This is a genomic window from Streptomyces sp. NPDC001443 (assembly GCF_053597355.1).
This window is the reverse complement of record NZ_JBSFIA010000056.1, coordinates 1-22,216: the sequence shown is the minus strand read 5'-3', so window position 1 is coordinate 22,216 and position 22,216 is coordinate 1. Positions and strand designations below refer to the sequence as shown.

The 22,216-nt window shown below is 72.9% G+C and carries 17 protein-coding genes; 12 read left to right on the top strand and 5 right to left on the bottom strand.

All coding sequences use genetic code 11. The features are described from left to right. Window positions 1–84: 84 nt before the first annotated feature. From ACWC24_RS37785 to ACWC24_RS37775, 3 genes are all read left to right on the top strand, one after another. On the top strand, window positions 85–1,122 hold the full coding sequence (locus ACWC24_RS37785) for an ABC transporter ATP-binding protein (protein ID WP_450667441.1): 1,038 nt from the start codon (window positions 85–87) through the stop codon (window positions 1,120–1,122). Beyond that, window positions 1,119–1,583 (top strand): hypothetical protein, encoded by a 465-nt coding sequence (locus tag ACWC24_RS37780; protein ID WP_450667440.1) that lies wholly within the window; start codon window positions 1,119–1,121, stop codon window positions 1,581–1,583. The genes ACWC24_RS37785 and ACWC24_RS37780 overlap by 4 nt, the downstream gene beginning before the upstream one ends. 106 nt (window positions 1,584–1,689) lie before the next feature. Continuing rightward, window positions 1,690–2,499, top strand: coding sequence for an alpha/beta hydrolase (locus tag ACWC24_RS37775; protein WP_450667439.1), 810 nt, complete (start codon window positions 1,690–1,692; stop codon window positions 2,497–2,499). Window positions 2,500–2,752: 253 nt separating this feature from the next. Here ACWC24_RS37775 and ACWC24_RS37770 read toward each other — a convergent pair whose 3' ends face one another. Continuing rightward, the gene (locus ACWC24_RS37770) at window positions 2,753–3,268 is read right to left on the bottom strand and encodes a hypothetical protein (RefSeq protein WP_450667438.1); all 516 of its coding nucleotides are present in this window, start codon (window positions 3,266–3,268) and stop codon (window positions 2,753–2,755) included. A gap of 471 nt (window positions 3,269–3,739) precedes the next feature. Here ACWC24_RS37770 and ACWC24_RS37765 point away from each other — a divergent pair, with 471 nt between their 5' ends. From ACWC24_RS37765 to ACWC24_RS37745, 5 genes are all read left to right on the top strand, one after another. Then, a complete protein-coding gene (locus ACWC24_RS37765) occupies window positions 3,740–6,508 on the top strand; it encodes a LuxR C-terminal-related transcriptional regulator (protein ID WP_450667437.1) in 2,769 nt (922 codons plus the stop codon). A gap of 276 nt (window positions 6,509–6,784) precedes the next feature. After that, window positions 6,785–8,155 (top strand): sensor histidine kinase, encoded by a 1,371-nt coding sequence (locus ACWC24_RS37760; RefSeq protein ID WP_450667436.1) that lies wholly within the window; start codon window positions 6,785–6,787, stop codon window positions 8,153–8,155. Further along, window positions 8,128–8,799 (top strand): response regulator, encoded by a 672-nt coding sequence (locus ACWC24_RS37755; RefSeq protein WP_450667435.1) that lies wholly within the window; start codon window positions 8,128–8,130, stop codon window positions 8,797–8,799. The genes ACWC24_RS37760 and ACWC24_RS37755 overlap by 28 nt, the downstream gene beginning before the upstream one ends. 196 nt (window positions 8,800–8,995) lie before the next feature. Next, window positions 8,996–9,751 carry an ABC transporter ATP-binding protein gene (locus tag ACWC24_RS37750; RefSeq protein WP_450667434.1) on the top strand — a complete coding sequence of 252 codons (756 nt, stop codon included), beginning with the start codon at window positions 8,996–8,998 and terminating at the stop codon, window positions 9,749–9,751. A 60-nt stretch (window positions 9,752–9,811) separates the two neighbouring features. Further along, complete coding sequence (locus ACWC24_RS37745; protein ID WP_450667433.1) at window positions 9,812–11,704, top strand: FtsX-like permease family protein; 1,893 nt, start codon at window positions 9,812–9,814, stop codon at window positions 11,702–11,704. Between the two features lie 112 nt (window positions 11,705–11,816). Here the strand turns inward: ACWC24_RS37745 and ACWC24_RS37740 are convergent, their stop codons facing one another. Then, window positions 11,817–13,310, bottom strand: a complete 1,494-nt coding sequence (locus ACWC24_RS37740) for a hypothetical protein (RefSeq protein ID WP_450667432.1) — start codon at window positions 13,308–13,310, stop codon at window positions 11,817–11,819. A gap of 83 nt (window positions 13,311–13,393) precedes the next feature. On the opposite strand from ACWC24_RS37740, the gene ACWC24_RS37735 reads away from it, so the two are divergent. The 3 genes from ACWC24_RS37735 to ACWC24_RS37725 are packed head-to-tail and all read left to right on the top strand — an operon-like array spanning window position 13,394 to window position 18,484. Next, window positions 13,394–15,154, top strand: coding sequence for an FHA domain-containing protein (locus ACWC24_RS37735; protein WP_450667431.1), 1,761 nt, complete (start codon window positions 13,394–13,396; stop codon window positions 15,152–15,154). Then, on the top strand, window positions 15,151–16,734 hold the full coding sequence (locus ACWC24_RS37730; protein ID WP_450667430.1) for a serine/threonine-protein kinase: 1,584 nt from the start codon (window positions 15,151–15,153) through the stop codon (window positions 16,732–16,734). The genes ACWC24_RS37735 and ACWC24_RS37730 overlap by 4 nt, the downstream gene beginning before the upstream one ends. A 40-nt stretch (window positions 16,735–16,774) precedes the next feature. Beyond that, the gene (locus ACWC24_RS37725; RefSeq protein WP_450667429.1) at window positions 16,775–18,484 is read left to right on the top strand and encodes a hypothetical protein; all 1,710 of its coding nucleotides are present in this window, start codon (window positions 16,775–16,777) and stop codon (window positions 18,482–18,484) included. Here the strand turns inward: ACWC24_RS37725 and ACWC24_RS37720 are convergent. Further along, on the bottom strand, window positions 18,469–19,065 hold the full coding sequence (locus ACWC24_RS37720; protein WP_450667428.1) for a TetR/AcrR family transcriptional regulator: 597 nt from the start codon (window positions 19,063–19,065) through the stop codon (window positions 18,469–18,471). The two genes, ACWC24_RS37725 and ACWC24_RS37720, sit on opposite strands and share 16 nt — an antisense overlap. A gap of 94 nt (window positions 19,066–19,159) precedes the next feature. Between ACWC24_RS37720 and ACWC24_RS37715 the strand changes: the two genes are divergently transcribed. Then, a complete protein-coding gene (locus ACWC24_RS37715) occupies window positions 19,160–20,011 on the top strand; it encodes a class I SAM-dependent methyltransferase (protein WP_450667427.1) in 852 nt (283 codons plus the stop codon). Window positions 20,012–20,039: 28 nt separating this feature from the next. Here ACWC24_RS37715 and ACWC24_RS37710 read toward each other — a convergent pair whose 3' ends face one another. Further along, window positions 20,040–21,116 carry a fatty acid desaturase family protein gene (locus tag ACWC24_RS37710; protein ID WP_450667426.1) on the bottom strand — a complete coding sequence of 359 codons (1,077 nt, stop codon included), beginning with the start codon at window positions 21,114–21,116 and terminating at the stop codon, window positions 20,040–20,042. Window positions 21,117–21,287: 171 nt separating this feature from the next. Further along, window positions 21,288–21,986: an SDR family oxidoreductase gene (locus tag ACWC24_RS37705; RefSeq protein WP_450667425.1), complete on the bottom strand. Its 699-nt coding sequence runs from the start codon at window positions 21,984–21,986 to the stop codon at window positions 21,288–21,290. Window positions 21,987–22,216: the final 230 nt, after the last annotated feature.

Below are 22,216 nucleotides of genomic sequence, written 5' to 3'. Positions count from 1 at the left end.
GCGCCCCGCTCGTCCGGCCGAGCGCGGGGACGCCGCCGACGGGCTTCATGGTTGCTTCATGCGCCGTCTCCAAGGTCCGACTCCATGAGCGAAGTGCTGGCGGTCGATGCCGCCGAACCAACAAAGAATTTCGGCTCGTTGACCGCGGTGGACCAGATCTCCATCAAGGTCGCCGAGGGCGAGGTCCATGGTCTTCCCGGCCCGAACGGCGCGGGCAAGACGACGTTTCTCCGGATGCTGCTCGGACTGATCCGCCCCGACAGCGGCACCCTGGAGGTCTTCGGGCGCTCGTGGGACAAGTACGGTGTCGCCGTGCTCGACGGCGTGGCCGGGTTCATCGAGAGCCCGAAGTTCCATCCCGGTCTCAGCGGTCGACGGAACCTGGAACTCCTCGCCGGACTCGACGGCGGTGCGGCACCCGGCCGGATCGACGAGGTCCTCGACATCGTGGACCTCACCGACCGCATGCGGGACAAGGTGAGCGGCTACTCCTTCGATATGCGCCAGCGTCTCGGCGTCGCCGCGTCCCTCGTCCGCGACCCGAAGCTCCTCGTCCTGGACGAGCCCGCCAACGGACTCGACCCGGCCGGTATCCGCGACATGCGAGCCCTGGTCAAGCGCCTCGCCGACAGCGGTCTGACCGTACTGCTGAGCAGTCACGACATGGGCGAGGTCGAGCAGATCTGCGACGACGTCACCGTCATGCGCCGCGGAACGGTCGCCTACCACGGCTCGATCGCCGCGCTGCGCGAACAGGCACCCGTCCAGGCCCACCGCATCTCCACCACCGACGACACCGCCGCCGAGGCGCTCGTCCGGGCCTGCGGTCTCGAGGTCGCCCGCACCGACGACGGCCTCGCCGTACGGGGACCGCAGGAGGACATCGACGCCCTGATCGTCGACATCGTCAAGGCCGGGATCGCCCTGCGCGCCCTGAGTCTCGACGAGACCCCCTCGGAAGCGCTGTTCTTCATGCTCACCGAGCCCGCGCCGGATGCGCAGACCCCTTCTACGGCCCGCTCACCTCCGGCCTGGCGGTCAGCGTCGGCTGGACCGCCGTATGCCTGGCATTGGCCTACTTCTCGCTGCGCCGCAGCGACATCACCGGAGGCTGAACCGTGATCCGCACCCGACTTCTCGTACGCGGCCCGGTTCTCGCGGCGGCGATCGCCGCCGTGGCCGTGTCCACCGCAGCCGGTACACCCGACATCACCAGAGCCCGCGTGGAGCAGGCGCCGGCCCCCAGGTTCGCGAACCTGTACGTCCAGCAGGCGGCCATACTCGGGATCCCCGGTATCACCGCCTCCGGAGTGGACGCCTCGGCGTCCTGCGACCGCGGCGGCCCCAAGGTCGCCGACGTCGGCCCCGGCACCGACTGGATCTGCATGGTCTCCTTCAACGACGACGACCATCAGGTGCAGATCGGCAAGTTCGAAGTGCAGATCAGGGCCGACTCCACGTACGTCGCCGGCGGCCCGTCCAAGATCATCGGGTTGGCGACCATCACCGACAAGAAGACCCAGAAGGACGTGCCCAACCCGGTGTTCGAGTTCGACGGCACCCTGGACCCGGACCAGTCGTAGCCGCCCGGACCCGAACGACTGGGGTGTGACCCCGGTGCGAGTGCACCGGGGTTCCCGGTTTCGTGTGCACCACCGGCTCGGTACGTCCAAGCGAGAGGGCACCGTCATGACCGTCACGCGTCCCGTGGTCTTCATCCACGGACTCTGGCTGCACAGCAGCTCCTGGCAGCCGTGGATCGACCTGTTCGCCGAGCAGGGCTACAGCCCGTCCGCCCCCGGATGGCCCGGCGACCCCGACACCGTCGAGGAGGCTCGCCAGAACCCCGAGAGCATCGCCGGCCACGGCATCGACGACGTGGTCGAGCACTACGCGGCCCTGATCGCGGACCTGCCCGAGCGACCCGTCCTGATCGGCCACTCGTTCGGCGGGATGATCGCGCAGAAGCTGCTCGGCCAGGACCGCGCCGCCGCGGCGGTCGCGATCGACGCCGCGCAGATCAAGGGCGTACTGCCGCTGCCGCTGTCCGCGCTGCGGGCGACGTTCCCGGTCTTCAGGAACCCGGCCAACAAGCACCGGTCGGTCTCCCTGACCGCGGAGCAGTTCCGGTTCGCGTTCGGCAATGCCGTCGAGGAGGAGGAATCGACGGCGCTGTACGAGCGCTGGACCATCCCGGCGCCGGGCAAGCCGCTGTACGAGGCCGCCTCCGCCAACTTCGACCCTCACTCGCCGGCGAAGGTCGCCACGGACAACAGTGGACGGGGTCCGCTGCTGCTCGTCTCCGGCGGCAAGGACCACACGGTGCCCGAGACGGTCACCCGGGCCACCCTCAAGCAGTACCGGCACTCCGAGGCCGTCACCGACATCATCGGCTTCCCCGACCGGGGGCACTCCCTGACGATCGACGGAGGCTGGCGCGAGGTCGCCGACACCGTACTCACCTGGCTGCGGCAGCAGAATCTGGAGCCCGGTCGCTGAGCTCCCGGCCGCCCCGGGCCGTCGGAACGACGGCGGGCGAGGCGATGGCCGCCCTCGGACTGCGCCGCCGCCGGCGGGCCCGGGCCGAGGCCCGCGTCCGCACCGCCCTGGACCGGCTCCACGCCCTCCCGAACCCCGGCTGACCAGCCGTACGACCGCTGATCGAGGCATGGCCCGTCGACGCCCCAGAGCCGCGGGCCATGCCTCCCTGCCGGGCGATCTGTGCCTGTCGGGTGCCGTCGCGTCCCCGGCTCTACTCCTGGACGAGGGCGTAGACGGCCCGTTGAGGGTCGGTCTTGACGATGAGCCCGTCCGCGCACAGGTCGCGCAGGATCTCCCGGACCCGTTTCTCCGCTGCCCGTCGGTCCTCCCACGTGTGGCCGTGGTCCCCCAGAGCCTTGATGGCACGCCGCGGATCCCAGGTGCCGCCGAGGGCGCGAATCGCCTGGGCGAGGACATGCCGGTCGAGGTGATCCTTCTTGCGGTGGTTGGCGATGCCGGCAGGGGCGCCGCTGTAGTTGCAGTCGGCGCACTTCTCCCACGAGCAGTCCGGATCGGTGACGGCGGCGTGGCGGACGGAATGGTGCGAGCCGAAGCCGTGGGCGTGGAGCAGCTGAGCGACAGACCCGTCGTACTTGAGGGCCATGAGCGCCGCTTCGGCGATCTTGTCGTGGCCGGCGGCGAAGAACTTGCCCAGGCCGACGTCCTTCCCGCAGCCGCACCAGCACTTGCCGGTCGGGATGAGGCGAGGCTTCTCATTGCTTGGCATGAACCCAAGGTGTCGATCCTTGGATTGAAGCCAAGAGGTAGATCCGAAGATGCCACGCGCTGTCCTGAGGTATCGGCGCACGTGACGTGCGGGCACGAGGACTCCGGCCCGAGGTCCAGGGCGAGTGCACGATCAGGACGACGCCGGTGCGCATTGGGGAAAGACAGCCGCCGCCCGACTGCCCAGGGTGCAAGCTGTCACAGGCCGACAAACAGGCCCCGATCCGGGAGGGTCGCCCGTGTCGTCGTACGCCGCATCGCACGGCAAGGCCCCATGGGAGCGGTCCCGAGCGGTCCCGCAAGGCGGAACAGCCCGCGACGCACCGCGTGCGAGCGGCAGAACCGACCGTCGCGACCCGGCCGTTCGCCACCGACCGCCCCGACCCTGCCGCCACGACCCCCACGTGACGCCCGCCCGGTCCTCGGGCGCGCCCGCGCCTGAGCCGGTCACAACGCCACGAAAGGGTTTCCCATGGTGTGGTCCGACGTTCCCCCTGCGCCCGGGCCGCCGATGGTCGGCCGGCTCGCGGAGCGTGAGGCGATCGGAAGGCTGCTCGCATCGGTCCGTGACGGCTTCAGCGCCGTCCTGGTGCTCAACGGCGACGCGGGCGTCGGCAAATCCCGGCTGCTGCGCTACGCGGCCGAGTCCGCCCAGGACCTGACGGTCGTCAGGCTGGTCGGTGTGGAGACCGAGACCCGGCTGAGCCACGGAGCCCTGCACCGGCTCCTGCGCCCCTACCTGGGCCGGCTGCCGACCCTGCCGCAGCGCCAATGCGACGCCCTGAACGCGGCGTTCGGGCTCACCGACGCTCCCCCGTCCGACCGCCATCTGGTCGGGCTGGCCGCGCTGACGCTGCTCTCGGACGCGGCCACGGCGGCGCCGATGCTCTGCCTGGTCGACGATGTGCAGTGGCTGGACCGCGAGTCGGCGGAGACCCTGGCGTTCGTGGGCCGGCGCCTGTACGCGGACTGCCTCGGGCTGCTGTTCGCCGGGCGTGAGGGCACCGGCGACCCCGATGTCTTCGGCGACCTGCCCACGCTCCGGCTGGAGGGGCTCGCCGGCCACGAGGCCAGGGCCCTGCTGAGCGCCGGGGTGACCGGGCACCTGAACCGGGCGGTCGCCGAGCAGCTCGTCGCCGGCACCGGAGGCAACCCGCTCGCGCTCCTGGAACTGGCGGTGAACCTGGGCGCGGAACAGCTGGCCGGGGTCGCCCCGCTGCCGGAGCCGCTGCCGGTCAACCGGCAGCTGGAGGAACACTTCCGGCGCACGGCGGCGCTGCTGCCCGCCGACACCCAGACCCTGCTGCTGCTCATGGCCATGACGCCGACGGACGACCTGGCGGCGCTGTGGCGCGCCGCGGGCGCTCTGGGGCTGTCGATCCGGTCCGCCGCACCCGCCGTCGCCGCGGGGATACTCCACCGCGGCACCACCGCCGAATTCCGCCATCCGCTGATCCGTTCCGCGGTCCACTCGGCCGCGGCCGCCGACGAACTGCGCAGGGTCCAGGCGGCACTCGCCGCCACGAGCGCCCCCGAGCGCCGGGCCTGGCATCTGGCGGAAGCGTCCGACGGCCCTGACGACAGCGTGGCCGAGGAGCTCGAAGCCGCCTCGGAACTGGCCCAGGCCCGTGGCGGATACTCCGAACAGGCCCTGGTCCTCACGCGGGCGGCGGAGCTGACCGCGCACCCCGGCAAGCGGGCCGAGCGGTATCTCGACGCGGCAGCGGCACACCTGACGTCCGGCAATCTGGCGGCGGTCCAGGCGCTGCTCGAACTCGCCACTCCGCGCCTGAGCGGACCGGCGGCCCGGGTTCGGGCCACTCGGCTGCGGGCGTCCGTCGAGATGCTCCGCGCGCGCCCGCGCGATGTGCCCGCGATGCTGCTGGACGCGGTGGCCGAACTCACCACCACCGATCCGGCGGCCCGCTGGGACCTGCTGCGCGAGGCGATGCAGGCCGCGATCATCGGCGGTCGGATGATCACCGGGACGACGCCCCACGAAGTGGCGAAGGCCGCTGCCGACGCCTGGCACGAAGCGGAGCTGCCGGCCGGGAGCCCCGATCCGCTGATGGCGGCGCTGGCGCGCTCGATCGCCCATGGCTACGCGGCGGGAGCCCCGGCCCTGGTCGAGGCCCTTGCGCGCTTGCGCGCCGCCGACGAGTTGCACGAACAGGACGCGTTCAGCGTCATGGTCAGCATCGCGGGCGACGAGGTGTGGGACATCGAGGCCAAGCGGGAGATCCTGGAGAAGCTGGTGGCGGCGGGCCGCGCCCGCGGGGCGCTGTACGGGCTCAGTCTGGCCCTGCTCGCCCTCGCCAAGGTGGAGATCTGGAACGGCCGGTTCGCCGCCGCCGAAAGCTGCTTCATCGAGTCGGACGACTACATGAACGCGACGGGGTACTTCGGGTCGGGAGACTTCCACAAGGCCCTGCTGTACGCCTGGACCGGCCGGGAAGCGGAACTGCGGGCAGCGGTCGCAGCGATGCGCGCGATGTCCGACAGTCACGGGACGGGGGTGACGTACCGGTGGGCCGGCCAGGCCCTGAGCATCTTCGAGATCGGTCGCCGGCACTACCGGGAAGCACTCGACGTCCAGCTCGCCATGTTCGCCGACCACCCCGTGACCCTGGGCGACATCAATCTCGCCGGAATGGTCGAGGCCGCACTGCGGGCCGGTGCTCCCGAGGCCGCCGTCATGGCCATGGAACGCATGGAGGAGCGCGCTTCGTTGGCCGCGACCCCGTGGGCGCTGGGACTGCTCGCCCGCTGCCGAGCACTGATGGCCGAGGGCGACGAGGCCGAGCGGCTGTACCAGGAGTCGATCGCGCGGCTGGAGAAGGTCCCGGTGGCGGTGGACCTGGCGTGGTCGCGCCTGCTGTTCGGCGAGTGGCTGCGCCGTCGCAGGCGTCGTGCCGACGCCAGGGTCCAACTCCGGTCGGCGTTCGAGTCCTTCGAGTCCTGGGGAGCCGTGCCGTTCGCCGAGCGGGCCAAGGCGGAACTGCTGGCCACCGGGGAGACGGCACGCAGACGAACGGCCGACACCCGGTTCGACCTCACCCCGCAGGAACGTCATGTGGCGTTACTGGCCGCGTCGGGGCTGACCAACGCGGAGATCGCCGGTCAGCTGTTCGTCACCACCTCGACCGTCGAGTTCCATATGAGCAGAGTGTTCCGCAAGCTCGGCATCACATCGCGCAGGCAGATCGAGCGCAGGCTGGGTGAGACCGATGCGACCGGCTGACCACGTGCCGCCGGCCGTTCATGACGGCAGCCGCACCCGTCGGCCACCGTGCCATGCGCCCTTCCGGCGGGAACGCGCTTCGCTCGCGCGGGAGTTCACCCCTGCTCCGGCCACGGGCCGGAAGGCGACGCACACGGCGTCTCGGTCGAGACGCGAAGGCGACGCGTCATGCGCCCCGGCCCGGTGCCAGGTGCCGGCCCGTCGGACGTCATGCCCGGCAGGGCCCCGAACGCGGGTCGCCCCGGCACTGCCACCCGCCCCTGAGGGGGTGTCGGCGTGAGCGCACCGGAGGATCGTGGTCGTGGCGCGGCACGGCCGGTGGGGCAGGCCCTGGCGGGCCGGCGCCTTCCGCTGTCGCGCCGGCTGGGGCGGTCGGTGGGCTATCTGGCAGGCACGGTGGTACCGACGGCGCTCGCGGTGCCGCTGGGCGCGCTGGGCGTGCCGACCGTGCTCCTGGTGGGGTGGCTCCAGAACCGGTCGTCCGGGGAAGTCACGGCCTGGCTGCCCGCGGTGGCCGTGACCGCACTCGCCACGGCGGCGCTGACGGTGGTCGTCGGGCCGCTGGTGGCCGTACCGCTGGGACGCCTGGAACGTCACCGGCTGCGGCTGGTGGACGCCCGTCCCGCGTTGTCCGGGCACCGCCCGCTCTCCGGCCGCGGGCCACTGTCCTGGTTGCGCGACCGCTGCGGCGAGTCGGCCACCTGGCTCGAGGTGTCGTACGGCCTGCTGCTGCTCACCGTGGTCCCGGCGGTGCTGGGCACGGTGTTCACCCTGATGCTGCTCGTCGGGACCGCGATCGTCGGTCCGGTCCTGCTGTGGTCCGCCGACGGCTCCGTCTCGCTCGGCGTCGTCACCCTCACCTCCGCCGGTCCGGCCATCCCGTTCTCCCTGGTGGGCCTGGCACTGGTGCCCTGGACACCCCGGCTGCTGTGCGCCCTGGCGGCGGCCCAGGGATCGCTGGCCCGCGCACTGCTGTCGAAGCGGCCCGAGCACCGCTGGCGGACCGAGCTGGTCGAGGTGACGCGTTCGCGTGCCCGGCTGGTCGACGGGTTCGAGGCGGAGCGGCGCCGCATCGAACGCGACCTGCACGACGGGACGCAGCAGCGCCTGGTCGGTCTGACCCTGCGGCTCGGCATCGCCCGCCTCGACCTGCCGCCCGACTCGCCGGCCGCCGCCGCCGTCGCCGACGCGCACGAGCAGGCCAAGCAGCTGATGGCCGAGTTGCGTGAACTGGTGCGCGGCATCTACCCGCGCGTCCTCACCGACCTCGGGCTGCGCGCCGCGCTGCGGGAGCTCGCACAGCGTTGCAGCGTGCCCGTCGCCCTTGAGTGTGCGCTGAGCGGCCGGCCCGCGACCCAGGTGGAGTCGGCGGCCTACTTCTCGGTGTCCGAGGCGCTGACCAACGTCGACAGGCACAGTGGGGCCACCAGGGCCTTCGTGACCGTGCAGCGGCAGGGCGACACCCTGCGTCTGGAGATACGCGACGACGGCACCGGCGGAGCCGATCCCGCCGCGGGGAGCGGTCTTGCCGGTCTCGCCGACCGGATCGCCGCGGTGGACGGCAGAATGTGGCTGTCCAGTCCCGAGGGCGGGCCCACCGTCGTACGAGTGGAGTTGCCGTGGCATTACCGCCCGTCGTCCGCGTAGTCCTGGCCGAGGACGGTGTCCTGCTGCGGGAGGGGCTGCGGGATCTCCTCACCCGGTTCCGGTTCGAGGTCGTCGACGCGGTCGGGGACGCCACGGCGCTTGCGCGGGCGGTGTCCGAGCACCGGCCCGGCCTGGTGGTGACCGACATCCGGATGCCGCCGGACTTCACCGACGACGGCCTGCGGACCGTCGTCAGGGCGCGCCGACGACACCCGGAACTGCCCGTCGTCGCGCTCAGTCAGTACGTGCGCCAGGAGTACGCGGCCCAGTTGCTCGGCTCCGGTGACGGCAGCCGGGTGGGCTATCTGCTGAAGGACCGGATCGTCGACGTCGCGGAGTTCGCCGGTGTCCTGCGCCGGGTGGTCGACGGGGGCACCGTGATCGATCCCGACGTGGTGCGCGAGCTGATGCGGCAGCGCGGCGACCCGCTGGACCGGCTGTCGCCACGCGAGCTGGAGGTCCTGGGGCTGATCGCCGAGGGCCGCTCCAACGCGTCCGTCGCCGAGGCCATCGTGGTGACGGAGGGAGCCGTGAGCAAGCACGTACGGAGCATCTTCGCCAAGCTCGACCTGCCACCGACGGCCGACGTCAACCGCCGGGTGCTCGCCGTGCTGGCGTATCTGGACCGGGGCCGACCCGCCTGAGAACCGTCGGGAGCCGACCCGCCCGACAAGCGGCCGCGGCCGCACCCCGCGGCGCTGCCGCCACCCGGACGGGGCTGGGCGGACACCCGCGGGTAGAGCTACCTCCACCCCGCCTCGGGTACCTGGCTGGTGTCTTTCCCGCTCCCGGCTCCAGCGCCCTTGAGGCTGTCCTCGGCCCCGTGCTGCACTGCCGGACATGGCGAAGCGGAACGACCTGCCCACGGCTGTGTCCGGGCCGGCGGCGGTCGAGTTGAGGAACGTCGTGAAGACCTACGGAAAGCGCGCCAGGGTGCGCGCCTTGGACTCGGTGACTCTCGGTTTCCCCGACGGATCCTGGACCGCGGTGATGGGCCCCTCGGGATCGGGCAAGTCGACGCTGCTGCACTGCGCGGCCGGCCTGGAGAGCGTGGACGAGGGGCAGGTGTTCCTCGAGGGCGAGGACATCACCCACGCGTCGGAAAGAGCCCTGACCGACCTGCGGCGGGGCCGGATCGGGTTCGTCTTCCAGAACTTCAACATGGTCGCGTCACTGACCGCGGAGCAGAACGTCGCCCTGCCGTCGAAGCTCTCCGGCGCGCGGGTCTCCCGACCCGACGTACGGCGTGTTCTGACCGGGGTGGGACTGGGCGACCGAGCGAGGCACCGGCCCTCCGAGCTCTCCGGCGGCCAGCAGCAACGCGTCGCCGTGGCCCGGGCGATGGTGACCCGCCCGGCGGTCCTGTTCGCCGACGAGCCGACCGGAGCCCTGGACTCCAGGACCGCGCGCGCCGTCCTCGACCTCATGCGCGGCATGACGGACTCCGGGCAGAGCATCGTGATGGTCACCCACGACCCGGTCGCCGCGGCCCGTGCCGACCGGGTCGTCTTCCTGTCCGACGGACAGGTCGTGGACCACGCCGTACGGCCCTCGGCGCGTGCCGTCGCCGACCGGCTCGCACGGCTGGAGGGCTGAGTCCTGTTCGGCCTGTCGCTCCGTACCTTCCGCGACCGGTGGCCGCTCTTCCTCGGCGCCATGGTGAGTGTGGCGATGGGCGTGGCGCTGATGGAGTCCTCCCTGACCATCACGGTGGCCGCGGCCGAGGGTCCGGTGCCCCACGGCCTGTCGGCCCTGGCCACCGCTCGGTTGCGCGACCGCTACGACGCCGCCGCGACGGTGATGGCGATGTCCGCCGTCCTCTCGGCGTTCCTCGCGATCTTCATCGTCGGTGCCACGTTCGCCTTCACCGTGGCACAGCGGCGACGTGAACTGGCCCTGCTCCGACTGGTGGGCGCACGGCGCGGTCAGGTGTACCGGCTGCTTCTCGGTGAGGCCGTACTGCTCGGGGTCGCCGGCTCCGCGGCCGGGGTGCCGCTCGGTCTGCCCGCGGTGGACCTTCAGACCGGGCTGCTCGCCGAGGTGGACTTCCTGCCCGCGGGGTTCTCCGCCCGGCTGGTGCCCTGGACCGTCGTCGTGGCCGTCGGCGCAGGACTGCTGGTCGCGCTGACGGGGGTGCTCTCGGCGTCCCGGCGCGCGGCACGGGTGCGTCCGCTGGAGGCGCTGCGGGAGGACGACTCCGCGACCCGGGTCATGACCCTCTCCCGCTGGTTCTACGGGCTTGTCCTGCTGGCCGGTGCGATCGCTCTGCTGGCCGCCACCCCGTTCGCGGGGCTCGGGCCGGCCCTCGCGCTGTCGCTGGGACTCGCGATCGTGGGGGGCGTGGCGCTGAGCCTGCTGAGCCCGCTGCTGGTTCCGCTGGTCGGCCTGCTGATCGGGACGGCATTGCGTCGCGGCACCCTCGGCACCGTCGCCGAGGCCAACGTGCGGCGGTCGGTCCGGAGCAGCGCCACCACCGCCGCACCGCTCGTCGTACTCGTCGCCCTGCTGCTCGGTCTGTCCTGCACCATGTCCGCCGTCGCGCGGGCCACCGGCATCCAGCAGGAGCAGCTCACCGACGGCGACCTGGTCGTCGAGACCACCGGGGCGAACGCGGACGAGGTCGCCTCGGTCCCGGGAGTTGCCGTGGCGTCCCCGGAGATCACGGTGCCGACCGTGCTGTCCATGCGGGTGGTGACCACCAACACCGGCAGCCGCAAGACGGTGACGGCCACCTGGAGCGCGGGCATCGTCGCGGTGGACCCGGAGAAGTTCCTGCGCACCCACCGCTACCGGCCGGTGCACGGCAGCCTGTCCTCGCTCAGGGGTGCGACCTTCGCGGCGAGCGAGGACGGACAGCACCGCTTCGCACCGGGCCGCTTCGCGACAGCCGACCTGGGAAACCGCACGATCCGGCTCCGACTGGTCGCCGTCCTGCCCGAACTGCTCTCCACCAGCGAGCAGTTCCTGGTGCCCCGTGACGCGCTGCCCGCCTCCCTGCTGGCCTCGGCGCCCGCCCAGGTCGTCGTCAAGCTGACCCCGGGCACCGACCCGGCGCGGGTGGCCGCGACGGTCCGGCGACGCGGCATCGGGACGGCCACCACGATCGCCGACTGGGCCGCGTCCCGGTCGGCCGCGCAGCAGCAGACCGACGTCGGACTCCTGGCGATCCTGATGGGTCTGTCCGGCCTCTACGCGGTGATCGCCGTCGTCAACGCGGTGGTCATGGCAGGGAGCGAGCGCCGGCGCGAGTTCGCCGCGCTGCGCCTGACCGGTCTGACCCGAGGGCAGCTGGTACGGATGACCTTGCTGGAGTCCCTCACGATCACGGCCGTCGGCCTGCTCCTCGGCGGACTGGTCGTGACCGGCACGGTGACGGGCATCGCCGCCGCCACCGCCCGCACCCTCGGCACGCACGTCGTCGCCGTACCGGCCGCGCTGACCGCCGTCGTGGCCCTCGGCTCCCTGCTCGTCATCGCCTTCACGAGCGCGATGGTGACGCTGTCGGCCACGCGCGAGGCACCCGTACGCGTCGCCGCCGCCCGCGAGTAGACCTCACCGATGGCCGTATCCGAACGGTGCGCGGTCGAGGTGACCGACTCTTCCGGAGGCATATTCGCCGGAGTTCCCTGCTCCTGGCCTTGCGCTGGTCATGCCATGGCCCTTATAACCGTCCCTGCAACATCGGTGGGGATGGCTGGAAAAGGCAGTTGCCGCCGGCCAGGGGGATCCTCAGCTCCGCCGGGACCGGACCGCAGCGTACGCAGACCCACGGAGACCCGAGGACATGACCGACAACGCCTTTCGCGATGCCATGACCCGTCTTGCCGTCGACCCGGCCTTCAGGGCCGGACTCGACGGTGACACCGAGGAGGTGGCCCGAAGACTCGGTCTGACCCCCGCGCAGGTCGGCGAGCTCCGCGCCCTGCGCGTCGAGTCCGGCTCCGTCGAGGGACCGGCCGCACTCGACCCGCGGTTGTCCAAGTCGTCCCTGTTCTTCGGGAGCGCCGCACACGCGCTGGCCCACCATGACGTTCCGCATGTCCCGGTCGACCATGTGTCGGCGGATCAGACCTCCGTCGAGCACACGACCGACCTGCCGCTTCCCGCCGACGGCCACGCGGGCACGGACGGCTTCGACGTCTCCGCCACCGGCGCCCAGAGCCTGCTCGGCGGTGCGCTGGCCCAGAATTCGCCGGTCGACGTAAACGGCGGATCCGGTGAGTTCGGCGCCGCCGGGGGGTTCGGAAGCTTCGGGCACGAGGCCGGGTCGGACCTCGGCGGGCTCGGAGGTCATGCCGGTGGGGGTCCCGACGGCGGCTTGGGCGACTTCGGCGGGTTCGGTGACGGGGGCTTCGGTACGGGTGGTGCCGACGGCGGGTCCGGTGACGGTGGCTTCGGTGCCGGTGGTGCCGACGGCGGGTTCGGCGGTGGCTTCGGCGGTGGCTTCGGTGGCGAGGGCGGCGGCGGGTTCGGCGGTGGCTCCGGTGACGGGGGTACCGGATCCGGAGGCGGCCTCGGCGGGTTCGGTGGCCTCGGCGGTCACGGCGGTGGCGAGGGCGGCGGCGACGTCGGTCACTTCGGACACGGCGGTATCTACGACCGCGGTGACGGCGGCGATGGTGGTGGGGACAGCGGCGGCGGTGAGGGCGGCGGCGACAGCGGCGGTGGCGGCGGCGACCAGGAGAACACCGGACGCCGGCCCGGCGGCGGTGAAGGCGGCGGCAGCGGCGGCGGTGAAGGCGGCGGCTCCGGTGGCGGTGAGGGCGGTGGCGGCAGCGGTGACGGTGGCTCCGGTCACGGCGGTGACGGTGGCGGTGACGGCGGGGGTTCCGGCGGCGAAGGCGGGGGCGGCGAAGAGGGCGGCGGTCACGGTCACGACGGCGGCTCCGGCGGCGGGGAACCCGGCGGCGAAGGCGGCAGTGGCGGCGGCGACCAGGAGAACACCGGTCGGCGCCCCGGCGGCGGCGGAGAACCCGGCGGCGGCGACGGCAACGGCGGCGGCAGCCAGGAGAACACCGGTCGGCGCCCCGGCAGCGGCGGAGAACCCGGCGGCGACGGCGAGGGCGGTCGCGGTGGCCGCGCGGGCCTGGCCGACGGCACCGAGCGCATGCGCGGCGGCGTGAGCGCCCCCGGTCTCGGCAACATCTCCACCCACCTCTCCCCCTCCGCACCCGACACCGACGGCGGCTTCACCGACGGAACGTTCATCAGCGGATCCGGCGCGGGCTGAGCCGACGCATGCTCTGCCACGTCTGCCGCGTCCATGTGCGGCGCGACTTCCCGTACTGCCTGCACTGCGGCACACTCCGCCGCGGCGCGGCACCGGCGTCGTACGCCGCGCCTCAGCTGCGCGGCCTCGACGACCCCGCCCTGCTCGTCCCGCTCACCGGCCCGGTCACCACGCTGGGCCGGGGCTCGGACAGCGACGTCGTCCTGTCCGACGCCAGCGTCTCGCGCCGTCACGCCCGGATCGTGCGCACCGAGTCCGGCTTCCGGATCGAGGACCTGGACTCGTTCAACGGAACGGCCGTCGCGGGCGTCGATCTGCACGGCGGCACCGCCCGACTCGCCGACGGCACCGAGCTGTCCGTCGGCGACGTACGCCTGGTGTTCGAGCAGCCCCGCGACGCCCACATCGGTCAGCGCACCCAGGTCGTCGGCACCCAGCTCACCCAACTCCCCATCGCAGCACAGGAAGAGGCGGCTGCCGAGGCGAACGGCCCGCTCACCGCGCGACCCCGCCGCCGCTCCGGCTGGGCGCTCAAGCAGCTGCCCACCGACCGCGGCGAGGCCCGCTGGGTGCTCAACAGCACCCGCACCGGCAGGTATCTGGAGCTGGACGAGCGCGAGGTCTTCCTCTGGCACGCCGTCGACGGCGAGAACACCGTACGGGACCTGCTGTTCGCGTATGCCGACCGCTTCGGCGAACTCGCCCTGCCGCGCATCGAGGCCGCGCTCGCCGCGTTCGCGGACGCGGGACTGCTGCGAGGTCTGCCCGGCCGCCCCGAGCAGGTGGAGCGGACCGGCTGGCGGCGCGTGGGACACGCCGTGTACCGGGCGCTGCTGAAGCTGGAGGTCTCGGTCCCCGGCCTCGACCGCGCCGTCGCCCGCCTCTACCAGGCCTTCGGCTGGCGGTTCTTCACCCGGACCGGCGTGACGCTGGTCTGGCTGTCGGTGATCGGCGGGCTTGCCGCGTTCTTCGCCGCGCAGGGGCGCCAGCGCCTGCTGGACTTCGGCGGCGCGGGCGTCCGGGGCCCGGTGCTGCTCGCCGCCGGCTACATATCCGCCCTCGTCGTCCACGAGTTGACGCACGCCCTGGCCGTGAAGTCGTACGGCCGCAAGGTCAGGCGCGGCGGCTTCCTGCTCATGATGGGCATGCCGTTCGCGTTCGTGGACACCAGCGACATGTGGTTCGGCACCCGCCGGTCACGCGTCGTCGTCGCGCTGTCCGGGCCGCTGTCGACGGCGGCGCTGGCCGGCTGGTGTGCGGCCGGGGCGGCCTTCCTGCCCTCTGGCGCGGCCTCGGCCGTCCTCTTCCAACTGGCCTTCGGGCTGTACCTGAACACGCTCTACAACTTCAACCCGCTGATGCCGCTGGACGGTTACCAGGCCCTCACCGACGCGCTGCGGGTGCCGCGGCTGCGCGAGGAGGCGAGCGCGTACTTCCGCAAGGGGCTCTGGCAGGACCTGCGCGCGGGCGTCCGGCCCGGGCCGCGGCAGGCGGGCATGGCCGCGTACGGACTCGCGGTCGTCGTCGGCACGTACGGCTTCCTCGTCCTCGCCCTGCTGGCCTGGCGCTCCCGGATCGGCGACCTGCTGGACGGGTGGCTGTCCCCGGCGTGGACCACGGCGATCGAGGTCGTCGTGGTCGCCCTGGTGGCCTTCCCGGTGTGGTCGGCGCCGGTGCGGTGGCTGGCCCGCCGGGTACGGCGCCGACGTGACGCGCGGGGTACGGCACCGGCTCAGGCGACGGGCGCGGCCGTGGAGGGGACGGCATGAACGAGGCCACCCGCAGACCCGGCCCCTGGGCCGTCCCCGGTTACGCGGAGGTGCGTACGCTCGGCGAGGGCGGCGGCGGGCGGGTCGTACTGGCCCGGCACACCGCGACCGGGATACCCGTGGCGATCAAGTACCTCGGCGAACACCTGCGCACCGACCGGGAGTTCCTGGCCCGCTTCCGCGCGGAGGCCCGGCTGCTCGGCGAGTTGCGACACCCGTGCGTGGTCCGGCTGTACGAGTACGTCGAGGCGCGCGGCGGTGCCGCCATCGTGATGGAGGCGGTGGACGGCGTCAGTCTCCGCCGACTGCTGCGCCGGCACGGGGCGACGGGTCCCGAGGCCGCCCTGGTCCTGCTCAAGGGCTCGCTGCTGGGCCTCGGCGCGGCCCACACGGCCGGAGTGGTCCACCGCGACTACAAGCCCGAGAACGTGCTGGTCCGCGCCGACGGCACCAGCGCGCTGGCCGACTTCGGCATCGCCGTGCGCACCGGGCGCGAGGCCGAGGCCGCCGGCACGCCCGCCTACATGGCGCCCGAGCAGTGGCAGGGCGAACCGGCGGGACCGGCAGGCGACGTGTACGCCGCGGCGGCCGTGTTCCACGAGTGCCTGACCGGGCGCCGCCCGTTCACCGGCGACGACGTGACCGCGCTGCGCCTCCAGCACCTGCGGGCCCCCGTCCCCCTGGACGACGTACCCGCCCCCGTACGCGGGCTGCTGCGCCGGGGGCTGGCCAAGGACCCGGCGGACCGGCCCGGCATCGAGGCGTTCCTCGCCGACCTGGAGCGATCCGCCACCGAGGGGTACGGCGCCGGCTGGGAGGAGCGCGGACGGCGCAGACTCACCGAACTCACGGCGCTGCTCGCCCTGTTGTTCCCCTTCACCGTGACGGCGACCCTCGAAGCCCCGGCCCGGGCGCTGACCCTGCTCGACCGGCTGAGGCGGGGCGGCTGGAAGGCCGCCGCCGGGGCGGCCGCGCTCGTGGTCGTCGCGGGCGGGGCGACGGCGGTGGCGGCCCGCCCGCACGACACGGCGACGACGGTGGCCAGTTCGGTACCCTCGGCGCTCGACTCGCCGCCGCCGTCGCCCTCTTCGCCCTCTTCGCCCTCCTCGTCCGCGTCCGACGCCTCCCCCACGGCCGACACCACCCCGACCGCGACCCCCTCGGACGGCCCGACGGACTCGCCCACCCCCACGCTGAGCACCGCCGCGCCGACGGATTCCCCCACACCGACGACCGCGGGCCCCGCCACGCCCACGCGCGTTCCCACGCCGGGCACGATCACCATCTCCATCGGCTCCTGGCAGCGGGGACAGACCCCCGGCACGCTGGTCGCCGACGTCACCGTCGACACGACCGGCACCGGGCCGGTGACCGTCACGGCCGACTACTACGTGGACACGCCCGCCGATCCCTACGGCCACCGGACACAGCAACTGTCCGGCGGCACGCACTACCCCGTGACTTTCGTGGCCGACTTCGCCAACCACCCGTGCCGGGGCACCTGGACGGTCACGCTCACCAGCACTCCGGCGGCCGCGAACGGACCGCAGACGGCCTCCCTGGACGCGCCGCCGTGCTGAGCACCGTACGGAGCGAGAACGAGAGCGAGAACGGATCGGCATGACGACAGCCACCACGGTCGCCGGGCGAACCCTGTCGGGCCGGTCGCGCGACGCCCGCCACGGCACCTGGCACGCGCTGCTCCCGGCCGGGTCCGGCGAGCCGGTGCTCGGCGCGCTGCGCATCGACCGTGCCCTGCTCGCGCCGGAGGGCACGCGCGAACGGCTCGTGGCGGCCGTGCTCGCCGTCGCCAGGCTCCGGCTGCCCGGAGTGCTCGGCACGGTCGACCTGGTCGTGGAGGCCGGGGAGGTGTGGCTGATCACCTCCCGACCACCGACTCCGACGCTCGCGGGCCTGCTGGCCCGCGGAGGTACGGGCCTCGACGCGGGCAGCGCGGCCAGTGTCCTGAACGAGACCGCGCAGAGCCTGCTCGCCCTGCACGCGGCCGGCCTCGCCCACGGGGCCCTCGACGCGGACACCGTCGTCCTCGCCCCGGACGGGGTCGCCCTGCTCGCCGAGGCCGCGCTGGGCACGGTGCTGGGCGACGCGCCCGGCCCCGCGCGCCGCGAGGCGGACATCGCGGCCTGGGCCGGCCTGTGCCGCACCCTCGACGAGGCCTGGGTGACCCCTGGCACCCCCGCGTCCGCCCTGTTCGCGCGGTGTTCCGCCACCGCCGGTTCCCAGGGGCTCGCGGCGGCCCGTGCGGCACTGGTCGCCGGGCGCGCCGCGCTCCCGGCGGATTTCCTGCGGCGCACGGAACTCCGCGCGGCGGTGGCCGCGGCGACCCCGGAGATCACCACGGCTCCGACGGGGGACGCGGCGGAGGCGGACATCCGGCGTGTACACCCTCAGGAAGCGGAAGGCGAAGCCCTCGGCGCCGCAGCGGCCGGTACCGAAGACGCAGGTCCCCAAGACGCCGGTCCCAAAGTCTCAGGTCCCGAAGTCTCAGGTCCCGAAGTCTCAGGTCCCGAAGACTCAGGTCCCGAAGACTCAGGTCCCGAAGACTCAGGTCCCGAAGACTCAGGTCCCGAAGACGCCGGTATCAATGAAGTGGTCCCGGAAGTGGTCAGGCCCAGGCACGTCGTGGCGGACGAGCAGCTCACCATGCCCGGCCGCGCCCGTTCCGCCCCGCACCAGCCCCACTCCCCCGCCGCGGACGATCAGGCCACCCTCCTCGGCAGACGCAATCGCACCCCCGCCGGATCCCCGACGGCGACGGCGACGCCCGCCGAGGCGACGGCTCCGTCCTCGACCGGCGAGGACGACGACGAGATCCTGCTGCGCTTCGGCCCCGGCGTCCCCCTGGAGGCCCAGGACGTCCTGCGCGCCCAGTGGCACACCGCACCCGTACCGCCGGGCAGCGGCCCCCACCGTCGAAGGCGGCGGGCCTGGATCGCCACGACGGCCTTCCTGACCGCCGCGGCCGTCCTGCTCTGGCTGTTGCTGCGCCCGGCTCCGGCCCCGACGGTCACCGCCGTCGAAGTCCGGGCGCCCGCCGGGCAGTTGCACTGCGGCCAGACCGCCGATCTGGTCGGCGTCGTGACCACGGACGGCAGCGGCGGTCCGGTGACGTACCACTGGCTGCGCAGCGACGGCCAGGACTCCGGCGAGCTGGTCCACATGGCCCGCCGGGGCGACCGCAGGGTCACCGTGCACCTCCGCTGGACGGTCCGCGGCCCCGGCAGCTTCCGGGGGTCCGCACAGCTGCGGATCGCGCACCGGCCCGAGCCGATCGAGGCGGAGGCGTCCTTCAGCTACGCCTGCTCCTGACTGGCCACCAGGGCCTTGACCAGCCGCCGGATCAGTGGTTCGGGGGCCTGCGACTGCGGGCCCGGGTGCATCAGCAGGTGGTGGACCGTGCCGGTCAGGGCGAGGGCCAGCATGGGGCAGTCGGCGTCCGGGGCCACTCGGCCCAGCCGCTGTTCGGCCTCCAGGTAGCGGGTCATCGCGTCCTCGACCGCGCCGGGTCCCGGTGTGCCCTCCGCCCAGGACCGGGCCACGCGCCGGGCGACCTGGTTGCGGGAGAGCGCGGCCGCGGCGATCGCGGGGCCGCTCGTGCCGAGCATCGCAAGTGCGGCGGCGGTGAGGTTGTCGTGCACGCTGCCGCTGCCCGCCCGGTCGGGCAGCGGTCCCACCTCCGCGGCGACCCGCGCGAACCGGTCCAGGACGAGCTGCGTCACGAAGTCGTCCAGGTCCGCGAAGTGGTTGTAGAGCAGCCCCTTCGCGCAGCCCGCCTCCTCCGTGACGGACCGGTTGGTCAGGCCCGCCGTGCCTTCCCTGGCCAGTACCCGCTCCGCCGCGGCGAAGAGCCGCTCCCGGACGTCGGGGATCGCTACTCCGCGTGGTGACATCGGTTCCTCCGGGACGGCACTTGCCAGTATGGGCGAACGCTCATACCTTGGTATGAGCGTTCGCCCATACTAGCTCTCCGGCAGGAGCGATCCCATGTACGAGCTCGTCAACACCGCGCAGTCCAGGGCCTGGAACGGCGACGAGGGCCGGCACTGGAGCGACCACCACGACCGCTGGAACGCCGTCAACGAAGGGTTCGACGCACCCCTGCTCACCGCGGCCGGGATCGGCCCCGGGGACCGCGTGCTCGATGTCGGCTGCGGGGCCGGCCAGACCACGCGGCTCGCCGCCCGCGCCGCTGTCCGGGGATCGGTCCTGGGCCTTGACCTGTCCGGGCCCATGCTCGACCGGGCGCGTCTGCTGGCCGCGCGGGAGGGCCTGGGCAACATCGGCTTCGAGCAGGGCGACGCCCAGGTCCACCCCTTGCCCGAGGCCGAGTTCGATGTCGCCGTGAGTCGCTTCGGGGTGATGTTCTTCGCGGATCCGGCCGCCGCGTTCGGGAACGTCGCCCGCGCCCTGCGCCCCGGTGGACGGCTCGCCTTCGTGTGCATGGCGGACCCGGCCCGCTGCGAGTGGGCGCAGGTGTACGGCGCCGTGAGCGCGGCGCTGCCTTCCGCACCGCGGCCCTTCGGTGACTTCTCCGGCCCGGGCATGTTCTCGCTCGCCGACCCGGACGTCGTACGACAGGTTCTCGGGCAGGCCGGCTTCGACGACGTACGCACCGAAGCCGTCACCGCGCTCGGAGACTTCGGCCGCGACGCCGCCGGACACCTTCTGGGGTCCGGGCCCGGTCGGCATCTGGTGGAACTGCTCGGCCCCACGGGCGACGGTGACGGGGCCGAGCGTGTGCGGGCCGCGCTCCGCGCCGCCCTCGCTCCGTACGAAGACGCGACCGGTGTCCGTATGCGGACAGCGGCGTGGCTGGTCACGGCCGTCCGTCGGTGACCGCGAAGTCCGCGCGGGCGTCCGGCCGTCAGGCCGCCTTGCGCTGCCGCCTGATCGGCTCTCCCACCCGGTGCAGATGGGTGAGTGCCTCGCGGTAGGACTGGATCAGCCCGGTCTCGTGGTACGGGACCCCGATCTCCGCGCAGTACGCGCGCACGACGACCTGGGCGCGCCGCAGGTGGGGGGTAGGCATGGCGGGGAACAGATGGTGCTCGATCTGGTAGTTGAGCCCGCCGAGCAGCACATCGGTGAGCCGGCCGCCGTGGACGTTGCGGGAGGTGAGCACCTGACGGCGCAGGAAATCGGGTCGCTCGTCCCCGGTGAAGGTCGGCATGCCCTTGTGGTTCGGGGCGAAGGTGCAGCCGAGGTACACACCGAAGAGGCACTGGTGCAGGGCGAGGAACGCCACCGCCTTGCCGGGCGGGAGCACCAGGAACAGCGCGGACAGGTAGGCCGCCAGGTGCAGGAACAGCAGACTCCCCTCCAGCGGACGGCTCTTCATGGACGGCGAGCGCAGCGCCCGGATGCTCGACACATGCAGGTTGAAGCCCTCGAGCGTCAGCAGCGGAAAGAACAGGAGCGCCTGGTGACCGCCGACGAGTCGGGCCAGACCGCGGCTGTTGCGGGCCTGCCCGGTGGACCACACCAGGATGTCCGGGGCGACATCGGGGTCGAGTTCCTCGTGGTTGGGGTTGGCATGGTGGCGGGTGTGCTTGTTCATCCACCAGCCGTAACTCATGCCGATACCGAGGTTGCCGTAGAGCCGGCCCCAGATCTCGCTCGGCCGCCGCCGTCGGAACACCTGCCGGTGTGCGAGGTCGTGGGCCACGAGCGCGACCTGCCCGAAGAGCAGGGCCATGACGGCCGCGACCGCCAACTGCCACCAGGTGTCGCCCAGCACCACGAAGGTCGTCCAGCCCGCCGCCAGCAGCCCGGTCACCAGGCCCAGCCGCACCGTGTAGTAGCCGGGGCGCCTTCGCAGCAGGCCCGCCTCGGTGATGCGCTGCGTCAGCCGGGCGAAGTCGCTGCCCGCGTCCGGGGCGGACCCGCGTCGGCGGACCGTGGACGTCGTGGTCGCGACCGTGAGATCGGGAAGAGTTGTCATGCAGTGAGTCTGGGGAGGGGCGTCCCCCCGGCAGAAGCCGGTCAGTTGCAGACTTCCTGGGGGGCTGTCCCCCCACCGCCCCGGGGGGTCGTCACCATGCCCGAACGCCTGACCTCGACTTTTCTCCGGTTCCCAGGACTTCGAACCGGCGGACGATGATGTCCCGGCTCGTCACCGATCGGCGTACAGGGTCGCCAGATCACCCGAGAGCGCGGCGCGTACCCGGCGGGTGCGCTCGTCGACCAGTACTTCGACCTCGTCGTCGAGCAGCGCGGCCATGGTCTGCTCGGCCACGTCGGCCGCGCTGATCTTCGGCGCGTCGATGGAGGCCGCCAGATCGGTGTCGACGTAGCCGGCGTGCACGCCGACCACCAGCGTGCCCTGCTCCCGCAGCGCCAGCCGGAAGGCGTTCGTCAGTGACCACTGGGCGGACTTGGAAGCCGCGTAGCTCGGCAGCCTGCGGTTGGCCACCCACGAGGCCACGGACAGCATGGTGACCAGCGCTCCGCCTCCGTTGGCGGCCAGTACGGGTGCGAACGCACGCGAGACCGCCCAGGTGCCGAAGTAGTTGACCTCCATCTCGCGCCTCGCCCCGTCGAACGCTCCCTCCAGCAGGGACGGGCCACCGGCGACCCCGGCGTTGTTGATGACGATGTCGACGTCCCCTGCGGTCACCGCGGCCGCGGCGACCTGTTCCTCGTCGGTGACGTCCAGACGCAGCGGGACCAGCTCCGAGTCTCCGACGGTCTCCGGATCCCGGACCCCGGCGTACACCTTGGCGGCGCCGTGCTCGCGCAGCGCCTGTGTGAAGGCCTGCCCGATTCCACGATTGGCACCCGTCACCAGGGCCACCGAACCCTTGATGTCCATGATCGTCCTCCCTGTGGGCGGATCCGAGGACTCCCCTCCTTCGACGCTAAGCCCTGGGCAGCGGCTCATCCACCCGCCGAGCCGGGGCGGGCGCGGGGCTCCCGCCCCGGCTCGGCGGCTTCCACGGGTGCCACTCCCCGCACACCGGCCGGGCGTCCGCGCGGACGCCCGGCCGCGCGCCGCAGAGGAAGGGGGGGGGTTAGGTTTACAAACAGGGGGGGTGTAGAGGT